Genomic DNA, 16,808 nt, shown 5'->3' on the forward strand with positions numbered 1-16,808 from the left:
ACATGTCCGCCGCCGTCACCGCACCGGTCGCGATCCGCGTGCACGACCTTCACAAGAGTTTCGGCCCGGTCGAGGTGCTGAAAGGCGTGTCGCTCGACGCGCGCGAGGGCGAGGTGATTTCCATCCTCGGATCCTCGGGCTCCGGCAAGTCGACGCTGCTTCGCTGCATCAACATGCTGGAGGTTCCGAATTCGGGCACGATCGAGGTCGCCGGCGAGGCGATCCGGCTGAAGACATCGAACGATGGGCGCAGCCGCCCGGCCGACCAGAAACAGGTGGACCGCATCCGCTCCGAACTCGGCATGGTGTTTCAGAGCTTCAATCTCTGGTCCCACAAGACCGTGCTTGAAAACGTCATCGAGGCGCCGGTGCATGTGCTGAAGCGCCCGCGCGTCGAGGCGATCGAGGAGGCCGAAGCCCTGCTTGCCAAGGTCGGCATCGCCGACAAGCGCAACCATTATCCCTCGCATCTCTCCGGCGGCCAGCAGCAGCGCGCCGCGATCGCCCGTGCGCTTGCCATGCGCCCGAAGGCGATGCTCTTCGACGAACCGACCTCGGCGCTCGACCCGGAACTGGTCGGCGAGGTGCTGCGCGTCATGCGAGGTCTGGCGGAGGAGGGGCGCACCATGCTGGTCGTCACCCACGAGATGGGCTTTGCCCGCGACGTCTCGAGCCGCGTCGTCTTCGTACACAAGGGCACGATCGAGGAGGAGGGGCCGCCGCACGAGGTCTTCACCCATTCGAAGTCCGAACGCTTCCGCCAGTTCATCAAGAGTTGAAGCCTGTCGTGATCGGCGGGCCGAAAAACAAAGCAATCAACATCCACAAAAGGGGAATGCTGCAATGAAAAAGACCACCGCAATCATGGCATCGGCGCTTGCCGTTGCCGCGGGGCTGATGTCCATGCCGGCGCAGGCCGAAGACAAGAAGTGGACGAAGGTGACGATCGCCACCGAAGGTGCCTTTCCGCCCTATAACCTGACCAAGGCGGACGGCACGCTCGACGGCTACGAGATCGAGCTCAGCAAGATCCTCTGCGACCACATGAAGGTCGAATGCACCGTCATCGCGCAGTCCTTCGACGGCATGATCCCAGCGCTCAACGCCGGCAAGTTCGACGCGATCATGGCCGGCATGTCGGCCACCGAGAAGCGCAAGGAAGTCATCGACTTCTCGATGTCCTACGGCAGCACCGGCCAGGCCTTCGCGACGCTGAAGGGCGGTGATCTCGAAACCCTGCCGATGAAGGGCGAGCTCTTCTCGCTTGCCTCCAACGAGGCCGGCGCGCGCAAGGCGGTCGACGAGCTGAAGCCGCTGATCGAAGGCAAGACCATCGGCGTCCAGACCGCCTCGATCGCGGCGCGCTTCATCGACGAATATCTGAAGGACGTCGTCGAGGTGCGCGAATACAAGACGACCGAGCAGCACGATCTCGATCTCGTCGCCGGCCGCGTCGATTTCGTCATGGCGTCCATGGGCTACCTGAAGACGACCGTCGAAAAGCCCGCCAACAGCGACATGGTCATCACCGGCCCCCGCTTCCAGGGCGGCTTCCTCGGCGCCGGCAGCTCCGTCGGCCTGCGCAAGAGCGATCCCGAATTGAAGGCGCTGTTCGACGACGCAATTGCCGCTGCCAAGGCCGATGGTACCATCAAGCGCCTGTCGGAGAAGTGGTTCGGCTTCGACCTGACGCCGCAGTAATCCGGGTCGGTTCGCCCTCTCAACCAAAGCATCGCGCGTTCCGTCGAACGCGCGGTGCTTTCTGTGTCTGGAATGCCCGGCGCTTCCTCGCGCGCTTGCGAGGCGGTTGGCAGGGCTGTTTATTTAATAGCGACGCGCAGCGCGTGTGGACATCTTTCGAACACAATCGCTTCGTATAAGCCCATCTGTCGACATTTGCTTATGAGCGCTGAATGTGTTCGCCGCTCGCAACTGTCGCGTCGCTTTAGACTTTTGACCACGGATGTACTGGCACTGGTGTAAGAGCGATGGTGAGGAAGGTCGGTGCGGTTTCGCCCCGGCCTTTTTTATTGCCGGATGATCACTTCAGCGTTTTCGACGCGAGCACAAAGTCGATCAGGTCGCCGACCGTGACGAGCTTTTCGACAGAGTCGTCAGTCAGATAGATCTCGAACTCTTCCTCCACCAACATCGCCAATTGAGACACTTCGAGCGAGTCGGCGCCCAGATCCTCTTCGATCTCGGCATCGTCTTTCACTTCGGAAGCCTTCACGCCGAGCAGCTCGACGAGGATCGCCTTTACGCGTTCGGAAACATCGGATCGTGTGGGTGCCATGGATCTACTCCCTCCCTTAAAGCATAACACAAAGGGCGGTGAACGGCCGTCTAGGCCTATAGGATCATTCGCTGATTTCGTCATGATCCAAATGGGTTAGGCCATTTCGGTGAGGGAGAGCCCCTGGGTGTTTGCCAGTGCCAGACCTCGGCACCTCGGCGAACTCCTGCGATATGTCGGCGAACGCGTCGATCAGGGTGCCGCCGAGCGATATGAAACCCTGAAGATCGACTACAGGTCGCGCTATACGCCCCTGTTGCGCGCGCTTGCCGCCGGCGCCGAGACCGTCACCGAGATCACCAGCAACAGCAGTCTCACCCAGGGCGCGATCAGCCAGACGGTCAGCCTGATGCTGAAGGGCGGGCTCCTTGCCCGGCGCGGCCTCGACGACGGCAGGAAGACTGGCCTGCGGTTGACGAAAAAGGGCGTCGCGCTCCTGACAACTCTGGAGCCGCACCGGCAGATGACATTCCTGGCGATCCGGTGCCTCGAGCTGGAAATCGGATATCCGGTCCTTGCGGTGCTACAGGCGCTCGGGGCGGCGCTGGAGCGGGAAGGGTTCGCGAGCCGCCTGAAGGCCGCCCCCCATCGTCAAGAGAAGGAGGCTTCCGGTGGCCGCTGAAGTCGGGACCAGAAACTGGTTCGATGCCGCAGCCACCGCCTATGCCCTGTTCCGGCCGGACTATGGTCGGTTCATGGAACGGCTTAAGGAAAACCTTCCTCGATCCAGCCTTGAGGGAGGCGCCGCAGCCACCGCGCCAAGCCCAATCCGACGCGGCAAAGCCGCCCCGGTCACCTTCCAACGATGCCCTATTTCGTCGGAGCAGGCGTCGGCCGCACCAGCGAGACGACGCGCGGCTTCGAGGGGGCGTCCAGCCACTCGATCCACTTGTCCCGTTCCTCGGTCGTGTCGAAGAACCGCCAGAGCTTGTAGTCTTCTTCGGTGGTCTGCAGCATTTCGCCGATCGAAACGAGCTCCATCGGCAATTCCACCTCGTTGCCGTCGTAGCGAATGAAGTAGATCCCCTCGGCGGCAAGCCGGATGATCTGACCGGTGCCATAGGTGCCATCGGGATCGTCGACGGTGAAGTACATGCCGGTCAGGGTATCGAGAATTTTGTCGTTCATGGGTTCTGGATGCCAGTTTAAGGAATAGGTTTCATCAGACCGTCGCCCGCCGCCGGAATTAAGGCAAGCTGAAATCTCCAGTGTCCACATTCACCAAACAGCAAGATAGCCCGATGCGCGACCAAACGAGGACTTTCGCCTGTGCCGTCGGCCGCCACTTTCATGGCGAGAGGGCGGCTGGTGCCGCCCTTCGTTTGCGTCAACCAAAGTACGAGGTTTTGCCGCGCGTGAGGTTGGACCTGCCCGTGCCTGGCGTCGTGTTGGGTTTCCCGCTACCGCCCGCCAACTCGATTGCTTCAATGGCTTTGGCGGTCGGCTGATTTTCAGCGGCCCCCAGCGAAGTCGCTGCGAAGGCGGAGCCGGCAAATGCAAGCGATGCCGCAAATGCGATGATGATTTTCATTGGTCTCTCCTTGGTTCAAAGCACGCGCAAAAGCGCGCCAACCTCGGCGTAGACCTGCTGTGAGAACGAAGACATACGGCGGTTGTCGTATTTCGACACGGCAGAGACTTGTGAGAGCTCGGAATGGTTACCGGACTACTCCCGGCTCCTCCTCCTCCGCCGTCCGCCGCCTTCACCGTCATCGCTACTCACCTTGCGCTCCGGCAAGGTGACGACGGTCGAAAGCTTCGGGAAGCTGTCGACCTTGTTCGGCATCGCCATGGCGTTGACGAAATGCTCCTGAAACTTTGATTCAAGCGCCGTCTCTATCTTCTCGATTTTGCTGACAGTTTGCTCGATCTCGCGGCGGTGGCCGCGGTTCAAGAGCGCCATCAGTGCGCCGGTACCGGCGGCGTTGCCGACGGCCTTTACGTCGTCGAGATCGCAGTCCGGGATGAGGCCCAGCACCATCGCATATTTGGGATCGATGAAGGAGCCGAAGGCGCCGGCAAAGCGGATGGTGTCGACGTGGTCGACGCCCTGCTTTTCCATGAGCAGCTTGATGCCGGCATAGAGCGCTGCCTTGGCGAGCTGGATGGCGCGGATGTCGTTCTGCGTCACGGTGATGCGCTGCTCACCCTCGTGCAGGAGGTAGGAGAAGGTGCGGCCGTTCGGGATGATGCGCGGGCTTTTTGCCGCCATGGCACCATCGACGACACCGTCCTCGGAGATGATGCCGGAAAGATACATCTCGGCGACGATCTCGATGATCGCCGAGCCGCAGATGCCGGTGACGCCGACTGATGCGGCCGCCTCGGCAAAGCCTTCCTCGTCAGACCACTTTTCGACGCCGATGACGCGGAAGCGCGGCTCCAGCGTTACGGGATCGATGCGCACGCGCTCGATCGCGCCGGGGGCGGCGCGCTGGCCCGACGAAATTTCCGCACCTTCGAAGGCCGGGCCCGTGGGCGAGGAAGCGGCGACGACGCGGTCCTTGTTGCCGAGCACGATTTCGGCATTGGTGCCGACATCGACGAGCAGCATCATCTTGTCCTGGCGATAGGGCCCTTCGGCGAGGGTTGCTCCCGCCGCATCGGCGCCCACATGGCCGGCGATGCAGGGCAGCATGTAGAGGCGCGCGCCGCGGTTGACGTCGATATCGATCTCATGCGCCCAATATTGCAGCGCGCCTGACACGGCGAGCGCGAACGGCGCTTGGCCGAGTTCCGTCGGGTCGATGCCGAGGAAGAGGTGGTGCATGATCGGGTTCGCGACGAAGACCATGTCGAGAATGTCGTGGCGGTCGACTTCACCCTCGGCGCAGACCTTGCCGATGAGACCATTGACCGCCTCGCGCACGGCCTTGGTCATCGCCTCGCGGCCATCAGGATTCATCATCACATAGGAGACGCGGCTCATCAGGTCCTCGCCGAAGCGGATCTGCGGGTTGGAGGCGCCGGACGAGGCGGCGATGCGACCCGAGAGCAGCGACACGAGATGCATGGCGATCGTCGTCGAGCCGATGTCGCAGGCAACGCCATAGGCCTCGTTCTTGAGGCCCGGCCACAGGCCGACGATGAAGGGGCGCGAACTATCCATGTCGCGGTGGATGGCGGCGGTGACGGCCCAGTTGCCTTTGCGCAGAATGCCTTGCACCTGCGGGATCAGGTGCGGCGCAATCAGCAGATCCTTCCAGCCCCAGTCCTTCTCCAGCATCACCTTCAGCCGGTCGAGATCGCCGAGCGGCTTGTGCATGTCGGGCTCGTCCACCTCGACATAGCAGAGCTGAACGGCGGCGTTGCGCTCGATCACCCGGTCGGTTGCGGCCTTGCGCACGACCTGGGCGTTGATAACGGTATCCTGCGGCACGTCGATGACGAGATCGCCGAGGATCTGGGCGGAACAGGAAAGGCGGCGGCCGTCGGGCAGGCCGCGGATCTTCTCGTAGCGATCTTCCTTGGCGCCCTTTTCAGAAATGTGGTCGTTGGACGAGACGATCTTGTGCTTGGCGAAGTTGCCTTCCTGCACCACGATCTGACAGCGTCCGCAGGTGGCGCGCCCGCCGCACACGCTTTCGACATAGACGCCGAGCTTGCGCGCCGCATCGAGAACCGGCGTGCCGACCGGGAAGCGGCCGCGCTTGCCCGAAGGCATGAACAGCACGAGAGGGTCCTTTTGCGCGGCTTCGGTCATGTTGGTCTCGATCTCGGAGGTACCTTCAATGCGCATGCTCTGTGGTCTTTCGTCAGGTCCGCTTCAATGGGTCAAGCGAAGCACGGGTAAACGGTTTCAGACTGCACCGGAACGGCGCCCGATAGTTGTCCAATCCCGACATGGAAGCTTCTGTTTCAAACAGTTAGGCGTGGGGCACGGTGGCGCGTCAGGCTTACTTGCGCGACAGCCGCCGGGCGTTGCTGCGCACGCGCTTGCCATAGGGCCTGAGGGCTGCGGACGCAATCGCCGTTCCGTGGCCAGACGCCGTGCCGCCGGTCATCAGGCGCAAGGTGTTGTCGAAAGCGGCCTTCCAAAGGGCCATGTTCACGGCCATGACGCTCTCGGCCGTGGCGGCGATCTTCTCGGAGACCATGCGATGAAGCTCGGTCACGTCCTGGGTCTTGCCGGTGAGCGCCGCCAGTTGCATCTCCTGCAGTCGGACGGCGATGACGAAGGGGGCCTCGAACCAGAGGGTGGCGGCATCCAGGCGTAGGCTGCGTGTCATGGTGATCTCCACTTTGCGTTGGCGGATGGATGAACCGACGTGCGTTGCTACGGCGCCCCGGCAAGTTTTACGACTGCGAATGTATAGGCAAGAGTCGCGGCCAGCACGGCCGAGCTGCCCCAGAGGCAAGCCTTGATCACCTGCTCCTGCGGACCGAGATAGACCTTCCTGGTGACGGTGGCGATCATTATTGTTCCAAGTACGGCAGCCGTCACGATGATCACGGGCGCACCATAGGTGCGGAGCGCGGCGTAGAACCGCTGAAACTCGGCCGCATCGTCAAACAGTGTGTACCTGGCGATAACGACCAGAGGGAGAACGACGGCAAGGAGGCGCAACTGGCTTCTCATCGTCCTTCTCCCTCGAGCGCATCAGCGCCGATCCAGGAACTACTCGCTGGCAGCCGCACCACCCGTGCGGGCCGCGCGGCCACCGCGACGTCCGCCACCGGCGGCTGCCACTGGTGCTGCCGCAACCACGTGGCCACCTTCGGCCGGCTTGTGGTCGCGGTAGGTCTTGATCCAGTGGGTGCAGTTCGGGTCGGTGCCGTTCAGCACGTTTGCCGCACGCACGGCTTCCATTTCCTGCGGGCGGCAGGGGTTCATGATTGCCGACGTCATGCCGGCGCCGATGACCATCGGAATGAAGCCGGCATTGATGCCGTGGCGGTGCGGCAGGCCGAAGGAGATGTTGGACAGGCCGCAGGTGGTGTTGACCTTCAACTCTTCGCGCAGACGCCGCAGAAGTGCGAAGACCTGCTGGCCGGCGGTGCCCATGGCGCCGATCGGCATGACCAGCGGGTCGACGACGATGTCGTGCGGCTTGATGCCGAAGTCGGCGGCGCGCTCGACGATCTTCTTGGCGACGGCAAAACGCACATCCGGATCTTCGGAAATGCCGGTTTCGTCGTTGGAGATGGCAACGACCGGAACGTCATACTTCTTGCAGAGCGGCAGGATCGCTTCGAGCTTTTCCTCTTCGCCGGTCACGGAGTTGACCAGCGGGCGGCCCTTGGCGACGCGCAGTGCCGCCTCGATCGCGGCCGTCACCGAACTGTCGATCGACAGCGGCACGTCGACGAGGCCCTGGACGATTTCGAGTGTCTTGACCAAGAGCGGCGGCTCGGTCTCGTTCGGATTGACGGCGGTCACGCCGGCGTTGACGTCGAGCATCGTCGCCCCGGCGGCGACCTGTTCCAGCGCATCCTTGATGACGGTGTCGAAGTTGCCCTCGATCATTTCGGCGGCCAGCTTCTTGCGGCCGGTCGGGTTGATGCGTTCGCCGATGACGCAGAACGGCTGGTCGAAGCCGATGATGATCTCGCGGGTGGCGGAAGCGACGATGGTCCGGGTCATGCAGGGTCCTTTGTCATTTGGCGTCTATGTAATCACGCCCGTGAAGTCGATGATAGGCGCCTTGTGGCCGGCGCCAGTTTTGTCTGCGGTCAGTGCGGGTGATGGGCCGCGGCTTCGGCCATCTGTTGCTGGTTTTCTTCCTTGCCCTCGCGAATGTGCTCCAGGCGCTCGGCAACCATTGCATCCTCCGGCAGCGTCTCGTGCTTCCAGGGGCGGCGGCCCTTCAGGACGCCCGATTCATGCACGATTTCTGCGACATATTCTTCCTGGCGGTAGGCCATGACGTGAATGCCGGAGACGCCTTCGATCTCCTTCACCTCGTTGATGATGTCGATGCAGAGCTGCTTGCCTTCCTTCTTCTGGTCCTGCGCGCCCTCAAGGCGGGTAATCACGCTGTCCGGAATATGGATGCCCGGCACGTTGGAGCGGATCCAGCGGGCGGTCTTGGCCGATGCCATCGGCCCGACGCCGACAAGGATATAGCACTTCTCGTGCAGACCGAGGTCGCGCACCTTCTTCATGTATTCGCGGAACATCGGCACGTCGAAGCAGTACTGGCTCTGCACGAACTGGGCGCCGGCCTCGATCTTCTTGGCCAGACGATAGGGGCGGAAATCGTAAGGCGGGGCAAAGGGGTTGATCGCAGCGCCGAGGAACACCTGCGGCGGCGTCGTCAGCTTGCGGCCCGAGAGGAACTTCGAGTTGTCACGCATGATGCGCACGGTTTCGAGCAGCGACATGCAGTCGAGGTCGAAGACCGGCTTGGCGCCCGGCTGGTCGCCGGCCTGCACGCCGTCGCCGGTCAGGCACATGATGTTCTGCACGCCCATGGCGGAGGCGCCGAGCACGTCGCCCTGGATGGCGATGCGGTTCTTGTCGCGGCAGGCGATCTGCATAATCGGGGCGTAGCCCATGCGGGTCAAAAGGGCGCAGATGCCGACCGAGGACATGTGGCAGTTGGCGCCGGAGGCATCGACCGCGTTGATGCCGTCGACCCAGCCGTCGAAGATCGCGGCGCGCTCGTAGACGTCCTGCGGGTTTGCGCTGTCAGGCGGGTTGAGTTCGGCGGTGACAGCGAACTCGCCGCGGCGCAAAACCCGCTCAAGACGGCCGCGGGAGGAATGGCCGGGCAGGGGCTCGAGCGGCGCGCCGGGATCGAAGGGATTGATGTCGGGGCTCATGCCTGGCCTTCCTTGGATGCCGCTTCACGGCGCGCTGCGGCTTCCGCCGTCACGCGCAGCCAGGACGAGGTTTCGCGCAGCGACTGGTTGACCGGCTTCTGCACGTTCATGATGGCGTTGCCCTTCTCCATGTTCTGCGAGCCCTTCCAGGCCTGCACCCAGACGCAGGGCATGTCCGGCTCGACCTCGCAATTGCCGTTGGCGCGCACGCCGCCGCAGGGGCCGTTGCGTAGCTGCTTCGGACAGTTCATCGGGCAGGACATGCCGGTCGAGGACAGCGCGCACTGGCCGCACATGCGACAGTCGAAGAGGAAGCCTTTCACGTGGCGCTCGACGAAGGTCACTGGACGCTCGACCCGGCCATAACCGATGGCGTTCCACAGCGGGTGAAGCAGCAGGAACAGATCGGCGAAGCGGTGGTAGAACCATTCGAGGAAGCGGGAGTTGCGGACCGCCCAGAGGCGGACCGTATATTTGTGGCGCGAGCGGCGGCTCGGCGAAACGCCAGACGGCGTAAACGCGCCGGTTGCGGCCTTGGCGGCCGGGGCGGCGTTGCCCTTCATGACCTTCGGCTCGCTCGGCGGTTTGGCGTCAGCCATTGTCGCGGCCTCCGGCTTTGACGAGGGCGACGAGGCGTTCGCGGTCATAGGCGGCTTCGAGCTCGGCGGCGGCCTGGTCGGCTTCCGTTTCCAGATCGTCGGAGACCGGCACCGGATCGGCCTTGCGCCATTCGGCGAGGTAGTCGTCGGTTTCAGCCGCACCGGTGCGCATGGCGCACATGTCGATCGCTTCGGTGAAGCGCAGAGACAGCTCGCGCTTCGCCGTCGTGCGGCCCTTCTTGATGATGACCTGGGCCGGAATGTCGCGCCAGTAGACGATAATGCGATCTGCCATGGGGTGTTGTTCTCCTCGTTCTGCGACAATGCGCATGTACCGGCGTCCGGGCTCATCTCGCCACGACGTCGGATATGTCCAAAAACGACGCTGGCGCGGATGCCATATCAGACGTCTTGGCGGTGATGCGCAAGTCGCAGTTGAGGCGCTTGTTGCAGCCAGGAACCATCGGCAAGGATTACCCGCAGTTTCAGGCTTTTAGCCGATGTCGGAAGGAGGTAAGGGGCGGCTTGTCAGCCTACCAGATGCCGCGCTTCAGGCCGTTCCATATCCAGGTCCAGATCGGCGGATGATACCATTGCCGTGACGGGCCTGCGACATCGATGACCTGCAGCTTTCCGGCGAGCGCATCGCCGACGGCGGCAATCGCAATATCCGTGGAAGCCGCCGTCTGCAGCAGCGGATAGGTGTGCATCGTATCGTGAGGGGCAGGCTTCTGGCGCGACTGGTAGAGCACGCCGCCGGTATCGACGCCCGCATCGACCAGATGCACGGTCGCTCCGAAGTTTTCGAGGTCGTTGTTGGCCCGCGCCCAGTAACCGCCCATCAGGCCGCGATAGGCCGGGTTGATGCCGGCGTGGAAGTTGAGGACCGGGCAGGGGATGGCGGCCAGCGTTTCGGCCTTCAGCATGCGGCAGCTCATGAGGAAGACGACATCGGGTTTGAGCGCGCGCACTTGGGCGGTGGCGTCCGTGTCGTTGATGGAGGCGATGGATATTACCGGGATCGACGGATCGGGTTTTCCCGAGACTTTGTAGGTCGCGAAGATCTCGTCCGCGCGCTTGCGGGTAAAACGCTTGCCGAAGCGCGAGGCGATCATGGTCGCAAGCTGCCCCAGCGCCGTCAGCCAGCCGAGCTTGCATGCGCGGCGGCGCAGGAACAGGCCCTTCGATTCCGGCTGCTCCTCGACGACTGCAACGTCGGCGAAATGCGCGGAGAACGCGTTGATCATGATCCAGGGGTTCTCGCCGCCCGCGGTCACCACGACGACGCGGCCGGGGCGTCCGCCTGCGGCTTGATTTTGGCTGGCGATGTCGGTCATGGCGGCCCCGCGGATGAACAGGGCCGAGTTATGAAGGCTTGCCCGTTACCGCCGGCTTAACTGGTTCCAGTACCATTCGGCGACACCGCCACCGAGCACGACGAGGGCGACGGATTCGACCATCTTCACGTCATCCGAGAGGCTGCAGACCGCGCCGACGACCAGCGACAGCAGCAGCCCGGCGGCGCAGCCGATGGCGTAGGGCAGATAGTCGAGGATTTTCACTGGCGCCTCCCATCCCAAGACGCAGCCGTCGCGCACTGAGATGTAACGCAGGGTAGCGCAGATATGGGGATTAGGAAGAGCTTATTTTTCGTTGCAGGGGCGAGCGCTCACGTAAGCCGCTGCGCTTCGGCCAGCATCGGTGGACGAGGCTAGCCGGAGTCCTTGCAAACCGGATTGCCCCTCACCCTAACCCTCTCCACGCAGGCGGGGAGAGGGGACGTGGCCCGATCTTAGTTTCGCCGAGCGGAGCCGCAGCGAGGCGGAAATCGTGGTGTTTATTGTTGGCGGAGTGGGTGCCGCGAATTTCCTCCGCCCCGCTTGCGGGGAGAAGGTGGCCGGCAGGCCGGATGAGGGGCTTTTCTCACGACGCTGCGGTAATCCGCCGGTGGATGCCGCCGAGACTTTCCCTGAATTTTTCGAAGGTGCCGTGCTCCGTCAACTCCCGCAGCACCTGCTCATTGATGCCGCCGCGTGTCGCGTAGTCCTGCGCCAGATGCGCGAAGCTCGCGTCCGGGGTCGTTTCCGGCGCCTGGCCGAGCGCGCCAAACAGGCTGGCGATATAGGCGCGGCCCTTCGCTTCGTCGACGCCGTTGTCCTTTAGCCAGCTATGGATCGTTTCCAGGTACTTGAAGTAGCTGGCATAGGTGGCGGTCGCCACACTTAGCGCATCGAACTCGCTCTCGCTTGTTACTTCGATCGCCGTGCCGAGCCGGCCGAAAAACGCCGCCATATCCGGATCCGGCGGGAAGATGATCGTCGGGCCCTGGCGGATCGCGATCATCGGCATCGGCAAGGCCTTGGTCACGCGCTTCACTTGGCCGACCATGGCGGCGATCTCGGCGCAGGAGAAGGTCGCAATCAGGCTGACGACGTGGTGATCCGGGCGAAAGCGCAGGGTCGGCAGCACGTCGCGGGCGATCTGCGGGCGGACGCCGAGCATGACCGTGTCTGAGGCGTCGAGCACCGCCTGATTGTCGGCAGCGACAGTCACGTCAGGAAAGCGGGCGGCAAGGCCCGCAGCGATCTCTTCGTTGCGCGGCGAAAGGACGACGGTGGTGATCTCGCCGGGAAGCGTCTTGAGGCCGGTGACGATCGCCGAGGAGAGTGCGCCGGTGCCGATGAATCCAAGTTTCATGAAAGTTCTGTCGCCTGGTGATTTCAGAAGGTCCGTGAAACTGCCGGGTGTGGCATGCACGGGTACGGGTTTGGAATTGGCGGAATAATAATAGCAAAGGCGCCGGCGACAAGCGCTCGCCATGGCGTCGCCCACAGGAGAGCAGGACGCATTTCAACAGTGCGGTTGAGATTGCCACGCCCTTTCGGCCGCTGCGGGGCGTTGCGCATAAGGCGGAGACCCCTGCTAGGCCAAGGGGTGTTGGTCGAAAGGCTGCTGCGTTTTGGCCCGGGACCTAGCGAAAGTCATCGGCGGTGAGGACATAGATCGTCCGGCGCCCCTTGGCATAGGCTGCCGTCGCGGCCTCGTGGATTGCGTTGCGCGCGGCATCGAAGGCCAGCAAGCAGGCTGCTTCGGTCGTCCGGGTGGGCGCGCCACGGGAGAGGGCGGCCGCCTCAACATAGAAGGGCACTTCGAACATGCCATCGTGGCCAAGGAAACGTACGGCCTTGCGCGCTTCATCGAAGCTTCGGCATGGGTTCGGAAAGGTCAGCGGCATGGTCGTAATCCTTTTGGCGGTAAGCCAGGCCGGCCAGAGACGGGCCGTCACAAGATCCGCCCGAAAAGGATCGTGGTCACGACGACGGCGACCGCCAGCGAAAGGGCGATCCAGGCAAGCAGGCCGCGGTAGTCGAATAGATAGATCTGAGCCGGTATGTGGTACTTCATGATCGCCTCCTGCAGCTGATCTGTTAGGAAGATGGTTTGGATCTAAAGGGCGTGTCTGGACTTGAAGGCCCGTTCGGCCAGGGCCATTCGCTCATCGGCGGGACGAATCAGTTCGAGATTGCCTTCATCGGTCACGCGCTCATGGCATTCGTCGCTGCTGCGTATGCGGTACTGGAGCGCATTGTCGCGGATGGGGAGCGTGGCGGTTATGCGGTAGGTGTCCCCGATGATCGACTCTCTGGTCAGCGCTCCCTTCGAGCGAACAAGCTGGCCGACCTGGAAGCGGTGAACCGGCGACTGGTCGCGGGGGCCGCGGATGATGCGTTTCGTAAAAGATAAAGCGTTCATAGTGGTCTCAGTCCTTTTAGGTGTGGGCAGGCACGGTCGGTCGGCTGCGATGAGCCGGTTATCGACCGATCAACCAAGGTTCGGGGAACGAACAGACGTTACAATGCGCGATGTGCTTCGAGGCGAAGCATGGACCAAGCACTGGATCCGAAGCTTGCGTGTCGTTCGAAAATTTAGGAGAATAGGTGCGGTTAGAAATTCTGATACCGCGAAAGCCACATCGGCCAAATTTACTTGGATATACTATTGCGCGTCGATTGAGTTTCAATTGAGGCGCGTGTGTCGGCCGGCGCAGATTTAAAGTGTTTTTGGCGCGACGCCGGTGTTTCTCCCGAGTTTCTCGCTGCTCGCGTGATAAAAGCCACGTGCCGATCGAGGATGTGTTAAGCTCGTCGCTTGGAACTGGAGACTGTCATGTCCGAGCCGAACAAACTCTACCAGAGCGAAATCATCACCCTGCACAAGGCGCCGCTGATCGGCACTCTCTGCCTGGAATGCGACGACGGCCAGATCGAGGTCGCGCTGAACCGAGTGGCTGCCGAGACCCTGCAGAAGGTTATTGCGCGCTTTCTTTCCCCAGCCGCGTGACACCCCCCAGCCGCGATGGCCTCATTCGATGAAGGAGAGGCGCGATGTCCTCCCGTTTGGTCTTCTCACTGTTTCTGGTCGCCCTGTCGGTTTTTCTTGTCTGGGCCTTCAGGCCACCTCAGGGCAATGCGAGCGATCGCCCCGCCATGCCGCATGTGGCTGAGCAAGGGCAGGCGGTAAACCCCGATTACGGACTGGGCTGATGACAACACTAAGGTACGGTCTCAAGGTCGAAGCCAACAATGTTTGGGCGGTTGTCGATGTCTTCACCGGGCAACCGGTTGTTGTTGACGGTTATCTGATGTCCAACTTGCCGCGCGACGAAGCGGATGATCTTCTCGATATTCTCAATCTCAAAGACCGCATACGCAGGGGCACGATCCAGCTTCCGCCCCGGCCGCCGGAAGATAGGGGTTAGATGGGTGGGCTGGAAACCCACGATGGTGGCTCAGCGGGGCACGCTGCCGGTCTTTCGATCAACTGCAGCCTGTCTGAATTGCTCATAAGGCGCCGGACGGGAAGGGGCCCTCGGAAACTCCGCGGCAGTGCCCGGCTCGGCCAGCGCCGCCTCCGGAGTGGCGTGGCTGTCGACGCCGCTTTCAAGTGCCGCAATCAGGAAGCGCGTGGCAGCAAGCCGTCCGCCCGGGTCTGCCGTCGCAGTCGTTCCGTAGTAACCGGCAGCGGCGAGTACCTCGACCAGAAGGCTGAGGTCGTCGGAGTGAAGATAATGTTCTGGATTGCTGGAAGACATTGCGTCCTCCTTTGGTTGGGGCCCAGGCACGAAGGCCCGTAGGCGACGGCGCCCGCTTCAATCGCCGTCGATGAAGCACCCTGCACGCGTTGTCGCGCCAGCGCAACGAACTTCACTCAAGCACCGGGAGGTATGTTTTGGCCGAGCGCGCGTTTCGCTTCGTCGCCCGTCGCTGTGCTGCGCGCATCCATCGCATTCGCCAGATCGAGCCTGCGCGGGCCGACTTTTGCGAAGATGTCACGCGCTGCCAGCGGTGCCAAGTGATAGGCCAGAATGAACTCTTCGAGATCGTAGACCGCATCCCAGCCGTGAAGCAGTCTCTTTTTGTCGTTCGTGAAATTCTTGGTCATGGGACGCTCCCGCGTTCTGGCTCCGTGCTTGGCGCAAAGACGGCCAATTGTCAGGCGGCTGAGGAAGCGTCAGGGATGAGTTACGCCAGCTAAACGGGCTGGCGCGAACATGGTTTCAAATTAAGAGTTCAGACGGCGAAGAAGGGGACCTGGCAAGGGGCCCGGCAATGAGGGGGCCCGGGCGGAAGCCGGATCGTCGGCCTCTGACGGAACGTGATCACCGGCGATCAGGCGGACGACGTGCTGTTGCGGCCGGCAGGACTTCGCGGTCAGTCTGTGAGCTGGCAGAAAACATGACCGGTCGCCATCGCCGAGCACAGCATGGTTCTCGGCGGCAACGGTGACCTTGGCAAAGTGCGCGGCAGCGACGCTATTTCAGGTAGGCGCGCACCACATCCACCAGTTCGGCCGCCGCTTCCTCCCGGTCCTTCTGCGACAGCTCGGCTGCGGCGACATGCATGTGGATATGGTCTTCGACCACTTCCGCCATCAGCCCGTTGACCGCGCCGCGGATGCCGGCGATCACCTGCATGACCTCGGCGCAGCCCTTCTCCTCCTCCAGCATCCGCTCGACCGCCTCCATCTGGCCGCGCAGGCGCCGGACCCTGTTGATGAGCTTCTGCTTCTCGCGGATGGTATGGGTCATCGCAAACTCCGGTTTCGGGCGCCGCCGCTATGCGGCCCGTGGTTCCACCTCCACGGTCACATGCGACAAATCGTGAATGGCGGCAAGCTTTTCGCGATAATAGGACGGTGCCCGCGGGTTGTCGGCGACGAGCGAGACGATTGCACCGTGGTGGCCGGGCCCGAGTTGCCAGACGTGCAGATCGACGATCTCGGCGTCTTCCCTGGCGACGATCTCGCCGATCTCGTCCGGCAGGTCTTCGCCATCGGGGATATAGTCGAGCAATGTCGCGCCGGTATCGCGAATGAGGCCGAAGGACCAGCGCGCAATGACAAGTGCGCCGACGATGCCCATGGCGGGATCGAGCCACAGCCAGCCATAGATTGCGCCGAGACCAAGGGCGACGATGGCGAGCACCGAGGTCAGCGCGTCGGCAAGGACGTGCAGATAGGCGGCGCGCAGGTTGCGATCCTGCCCACCATGGTGCCCATGGTGGTGGCCGTGATGATCGTGGTGATGATGGTCGTGATCGTCCTTCAAGAGCCAGGCGCAGACGAGATTGACGATGAGGCCGGCAACAGCGACGAGGATCGCCTCGCTGAAATCGATCGTCACCGGAGCGTGTAGGCGGCGCAGGCTCTCCCAGCCGATCAGAAGCGCGATCAGGGCCAGCACAATGGCACTCGAAAAACCGGCGAGGTCCCCGAGCTTTCCCGTGCCGAAGGTAAAGCGGCGATTGTTCGAATGCTTGCGTGCATAGAGATAGGCAAGCGCTGCGATCAGCATCGCGGCCGCATGGGTCGACATGTGCCAGCCATCGGCAACCAGCGCCATCGAGCCGAAGATCTGACCTGCTGCGATCTCGATCACCATCATCGTTGCGGTCACCGCGATGACAATCCAGGTCCGCCGCTCGTTGCGCTCGTGATTGCCGCCGAGGAAGACGTGATCATGGCTGGCCGCGAGCACGCGCGCGGCGTCATGCGAATGCCCGTGGTGGTGATGATGGTCGCGGCCGTGATTGCCCATGTCGATGCCTCCAATATTATATAGGGGGGTACCCTATATTGGATTCGACGTA

26 protein-coding genes are annotated in these 16,808 nt (G+C 62.7%); 6 read left to right on the forward strand and 20 right to left on the reverse strand.

The features are described 5' to 3' along the window. Window positions 1-2 precede the first annotated feature (2 nt). Window positions 3-779 (forward strand): ABC transporter ATP-binding protein, encoded by a 777-nt coding sequence (locus ASE71_RS22110; RefSeq protein ID WP_034788153.1) that lies wholly within the window; start codon window positions 3-5, stop codon window positions 777-779. Window positions 780-843: 64 nt separating this feature from the next. Next, window positions 844-1,701 (forward strand): transporter substrate-binding domain-containing protein, encoded by an 858-nt coding sequence (locus tag ASE71_RS22115; protein ID WP_034788156.1) that lies wholly within the window; start codon window positions 844-846, stop codon window positions 1,699-1,701. 340 nt (window positions 1,702-2,041) lie between these two features. Here ASE71_RS22115 and ASE71_RS22120 read toward each other — a convergent pair whose 3' ends face one another. Beyond that, entirely contained in the window at window positions 2,042-2,296 is a 255-nt protein-coding gene (locus ASE71_RS22120; protein ID WP_034788158.1) for an acyl carrier protein, read from the reverse strand. A 127-nt stretch (window positions 2,297-2,423) separates the two neighbouring features. Here ASE71_RS22120 and ASE71_RS22125 point away from each other — a divergent pair, with 127 nt between their 5' ends. Continuing rightward, a complete protein-coding gene (locus ASE71_RS22125) occupies window positions 2,424-2,918 on the forward strand; it encodes a MarR family transcriptional regulator (RefSeq protein WP_060520589.1) in 495 nt (164 codons plus the stop codon). Window positions 2,919-3,106: 188 nt separating this feature from the next. Here the strand turns inward: ASE71_RS22125 and ASE71_RS22130 are convergent, their stop codons facing one another. From ASE71_RS22130 to ASE71_RS22195, 15 genes are all read right to left on the reverse strand, one after another. Continuing rightward, window positions 3,107-3,424 (reverse strand): hypothetical protein, encoded by a 318-nt coding sequence (locus tag ASE71_RS22130; RefSeq protein ID WP_034788160.1) that lies wholly within the window; start codon window positions 3,422-3,424, stop codon window positions 3,107-3,109. Between the two features lie 199 nt (window positions 3,425-3,623). Beyond that, window positions 3,624-3,827 carry a hypothetical protein gene (locus tag ASE71_RS22135; protein WP_060520590.1) on the reverse strand — a complete coding sequence of 68 codons (204 nt, stop codon included), beginning with the start codon at window positions 3,825-3,827 and terminating at the stop codon, window positions 3,624-3,626. A 135-nt stretch (window positions 3,828-3,962) separates the two neighbouring features. Beyond that, a complete protein-coding gene (locus tag ASE71_RS22140; RefSeq protein WP_051659127.1) occupies window positions 3,963-6,035 on the reverse strand; it encodes an ASKHA domain-containing protein in 2,073 nt (690 codons plus the stop codon). Window positions 6,036-6,192: 157 nt separating this feature from the next. Further along, entirely contained in the window at window positions 6,193-6,525 is a 333-nt protein-coding gene (locus ASE71_RS22145) for a hypothetical protein (RefSeq protein WP_060520591.1), read from the reverse strand. A 47-nt stretch (window positions 6,526-6,572) separates the two neighbouring features. Beyond that, the gene (locus tag ASE71_RS22150) at window positions 6,573-6,875 is read right to left on the reverse strand and encodes a hypothetical protein (protein WP_034788169.1); all 303 of its coding nucleotides are present in this window, start codon (window positions 6,873-6,875) and stop codon (window positions 6,573-6,575) included. A 39-nt stretch (window positions 6,876-6,914) separates the two neighbouring features. Next, the gene (locus ASE71_RS22155) at window positions 6,915-7,880 is read right to left on the reverse strand and encodes a methyltetrahydrofolate cobalamin methyltransferase (RefSeq protein ID WP_034788171.1); all 966 of its coding nucleotides are present in this window, start codon (window positions 7,878-7,880) and stop codon (window positions 6,915-6,917) included. A gap of 89 nt (window positions 7,881-7,969) precedes the next feature. Then, the gene (locus tag ASE71_RS22160; RefSeq protein WP_034788174.1) at window positions 7,970-9,061 is read right to left on the reverse strand and encodes a methylenetetrahydrofolate reductase; all 1,092 of its coding nucleotides are present in this window, start codon (window positions 9,059-9,061) and stop codon (window positions 7,970-7,972) included. After that, window positions 9,058-9,660 (reverse strand): methylenetetrahydrofolate reductase C-terminal domain-containing protein, encoded by a 603-nt coding sequence (locus ASE71_RS22165; RefSeq protein ID WP_034788176.1) that lies wholly within the window; start codon window positions 9,658-9,660, stop codon window positions 9,058-9,060. The genes ASE71_RS22160 and ASE71_RS22165 overlap by 4 nt, the downstream gene beginning before the upstream one ends. Further along, window positions 9,653-9,955, reverse strand: a complete 303-nt coding sequence (locus tag ASE71_RS22170; protein ID WP_060520592.1) for a virulence factor — start codon at window positions 9,953-9,955, stop codon at window positions 9,653-9,655. Before ASE71_RS22170 ends, ASE71_RS22165 begins: the two co-directional genes overlap by 8 nt. Before the next feature lie 238 nt (window positions 9,956-10,193). Then, entirely contained in the window at window positions 10,194-10,997 is an 804-nt protein-coding gene (locus ASE71_RS22175) for a formyl transferase (protein ID WP_060520593.1), read from the reverse strand. A 45-nt stretch (window positions 10,998-11,042) separates the two neighbouring features. Further along, window positions 11,043-11,222 (reverse strand): hypothetical protein, encoded by a 180-nt coding sequence (locus ASE71_RS22180; protein WP_034788185.1) that lies wholly within the window; start codon window positions 11,220-11,222, stop codon window positions 11,043-11,045. A 361-nt stretch (window positions 11,223-11,583) separates the two neighbouring features. After that, a complete protein-coding gene (locus ASE71_RS22185) occupies window positions 11,584-12,357 on the reverse strand; it encodes a pyrroline-5-carboxylate reductase (protein ID WP_034788187.1) in 774 nt (257 codons plus the stop codon). 274 nt (window positions 12,358-12,631) lie between these two features. After that, window positions 12,632-12,895 carry a DUF1488 domain-containing protein gene (locus ASE71_RS22190; protein WP_034788542.1) on the reverse strand — a complete coding sequence of 88 codons (264 nt, stop codon included), beginning with the start codon at window positions 12,893-12,895 and terminating at the stop codon, window positions 12,632-12,634. 47 nt (window positions 12,896-12,942) lie between these two features. Then, entirely contained in the window at window positions 12,943-13,065 is a 123-nt protein-coding gene (locus ASE71_RS37410; protein ID WP_034788190.1) for a hypothetical protein, read from the reverse strand. Window positions 13,066-13,107: 42 nt separating this feature from the next. Then, a complete protein-coding gene (locus ASE71_RS22195) occupies window positions 13,108-13,413 on the reverse strand; it encodes a hypothetical protein (RefSeq protein ID WP_060520594.1) in 306 nt (101 codons plus the stop codon). A 414-nt stretch (window positions 13,414-13,827) separates the two neighbouring features. Between ASE71_RS22195 and ASE71_RS35870 the strand changes: the two genes are divergently transcribed. From ASE71_RS35870 to ASE71_RS22200, 3 genes are read left to right on the forward strand one after another with little or no spacing between them, the layout of a single operon-like run. Next, the gene (locus ASE71_RS35870) at window positions 13,828-14,001 is read left to right on the forward strand and encodes a hypothetical protein (protein WP_156400734.1); all 174 of its coding nucleotides are present in this window, start codon (window positions 13,828-13,830) and stop codon (window positions 13,999-14,001) included. Between the two features lie 44 nt (window positions 14,002-14,045). Then, window positions 14,046-14,204, forward strand: a complete 159-nt coding sequence (locus ASE71_RS35875) for a hypothetical protein (RefSeq protein WP_156400735.1) — start codon at window positions 14,046-14,048, stop codon at window positions 14,202-14,204. Further along, entirely contained in the window at window positions 14,204-14,419 is a 216-nt protein-coding gene (locus ASE71_RS22200; RefSeq protein ID WP_034788194.1) for a hypothetical protein, read from the forward strand. The genes ASE71_RS35875 and ASE71_RS22200 overlap by 1 nt, the downstream gene beginning before the upstream one ends. Before the next feature lie 30 nt (window positions 14,420-14,449). On the opposite strand, the gene ASE71_RS22205 is transcribed toward ASE71_RS22200, so the two are convergent. From ASE71_RS22205 to dmeF, 4 genes are all read right to left on the reverse strand, one after another. Next, window positions 14,450-14,752 (reverse strand): hypothetical protein, encoded by a 303-nt coding sequence (locus tag ASE71_RS22205; RefSeq protein WP_060520595.1) that lies wholly within the window; start codon window positions 14,750-14,752, stop codon window positions 14,450-14,452. A 116-nt stretch (window positions 14,753-14,868) separates the two neighbouring features. Next, window positions 14,869-15,102 (reverse strand): hypothetical protein, encoded by a 234-nt coding sequence (locus ASE71_RS22210; protein ID WP_060520596.1) that lies wholly within the window; start codon window positions 15,100-15,102, stop codon window positions 14,869-14,871. A gap of 370 nt (window positions 15,103-15,472) precedes the next feature. Then, window positions 15,473-15,748, reverse strand: coding sequence for a metal/formaldehyde-sensitive transcriptional repressor (locus ASE71_RS22215; protein WP_034788200.1), 276 nt, complete (start codon window positions 15,746-15,748; stop codon window positions 15,473-15,475). Window positions 15,749-15,775: 27 nt separating this feature from the next. Further along, on the reverse strand, window positions 15,776-16,756 hold the full coding sequence (gene dmeF, locus ASE71_RS22220) for a CDF family Co(II)/Ni(II) efflux transporter DmeF (protein ID WP_082566458.1): 981 nt from the start codon (window positions 16,754-16,756) through the stop codon (window positions 15,776-15,778). Window positions 16,757-16,808: the final 52 nt, after the last annotated feature.

Source organism: Ensifer sp. Root954 (assembly GCF_001429005.1).
In the GTDB taxonomy this organism is placed as follows: Bacteria; Pseudomonadota; Alphaproteobacteria; order Rhizobiales; family Rhizobiaceae; genus Ensifer; species Ensifer adhaerens.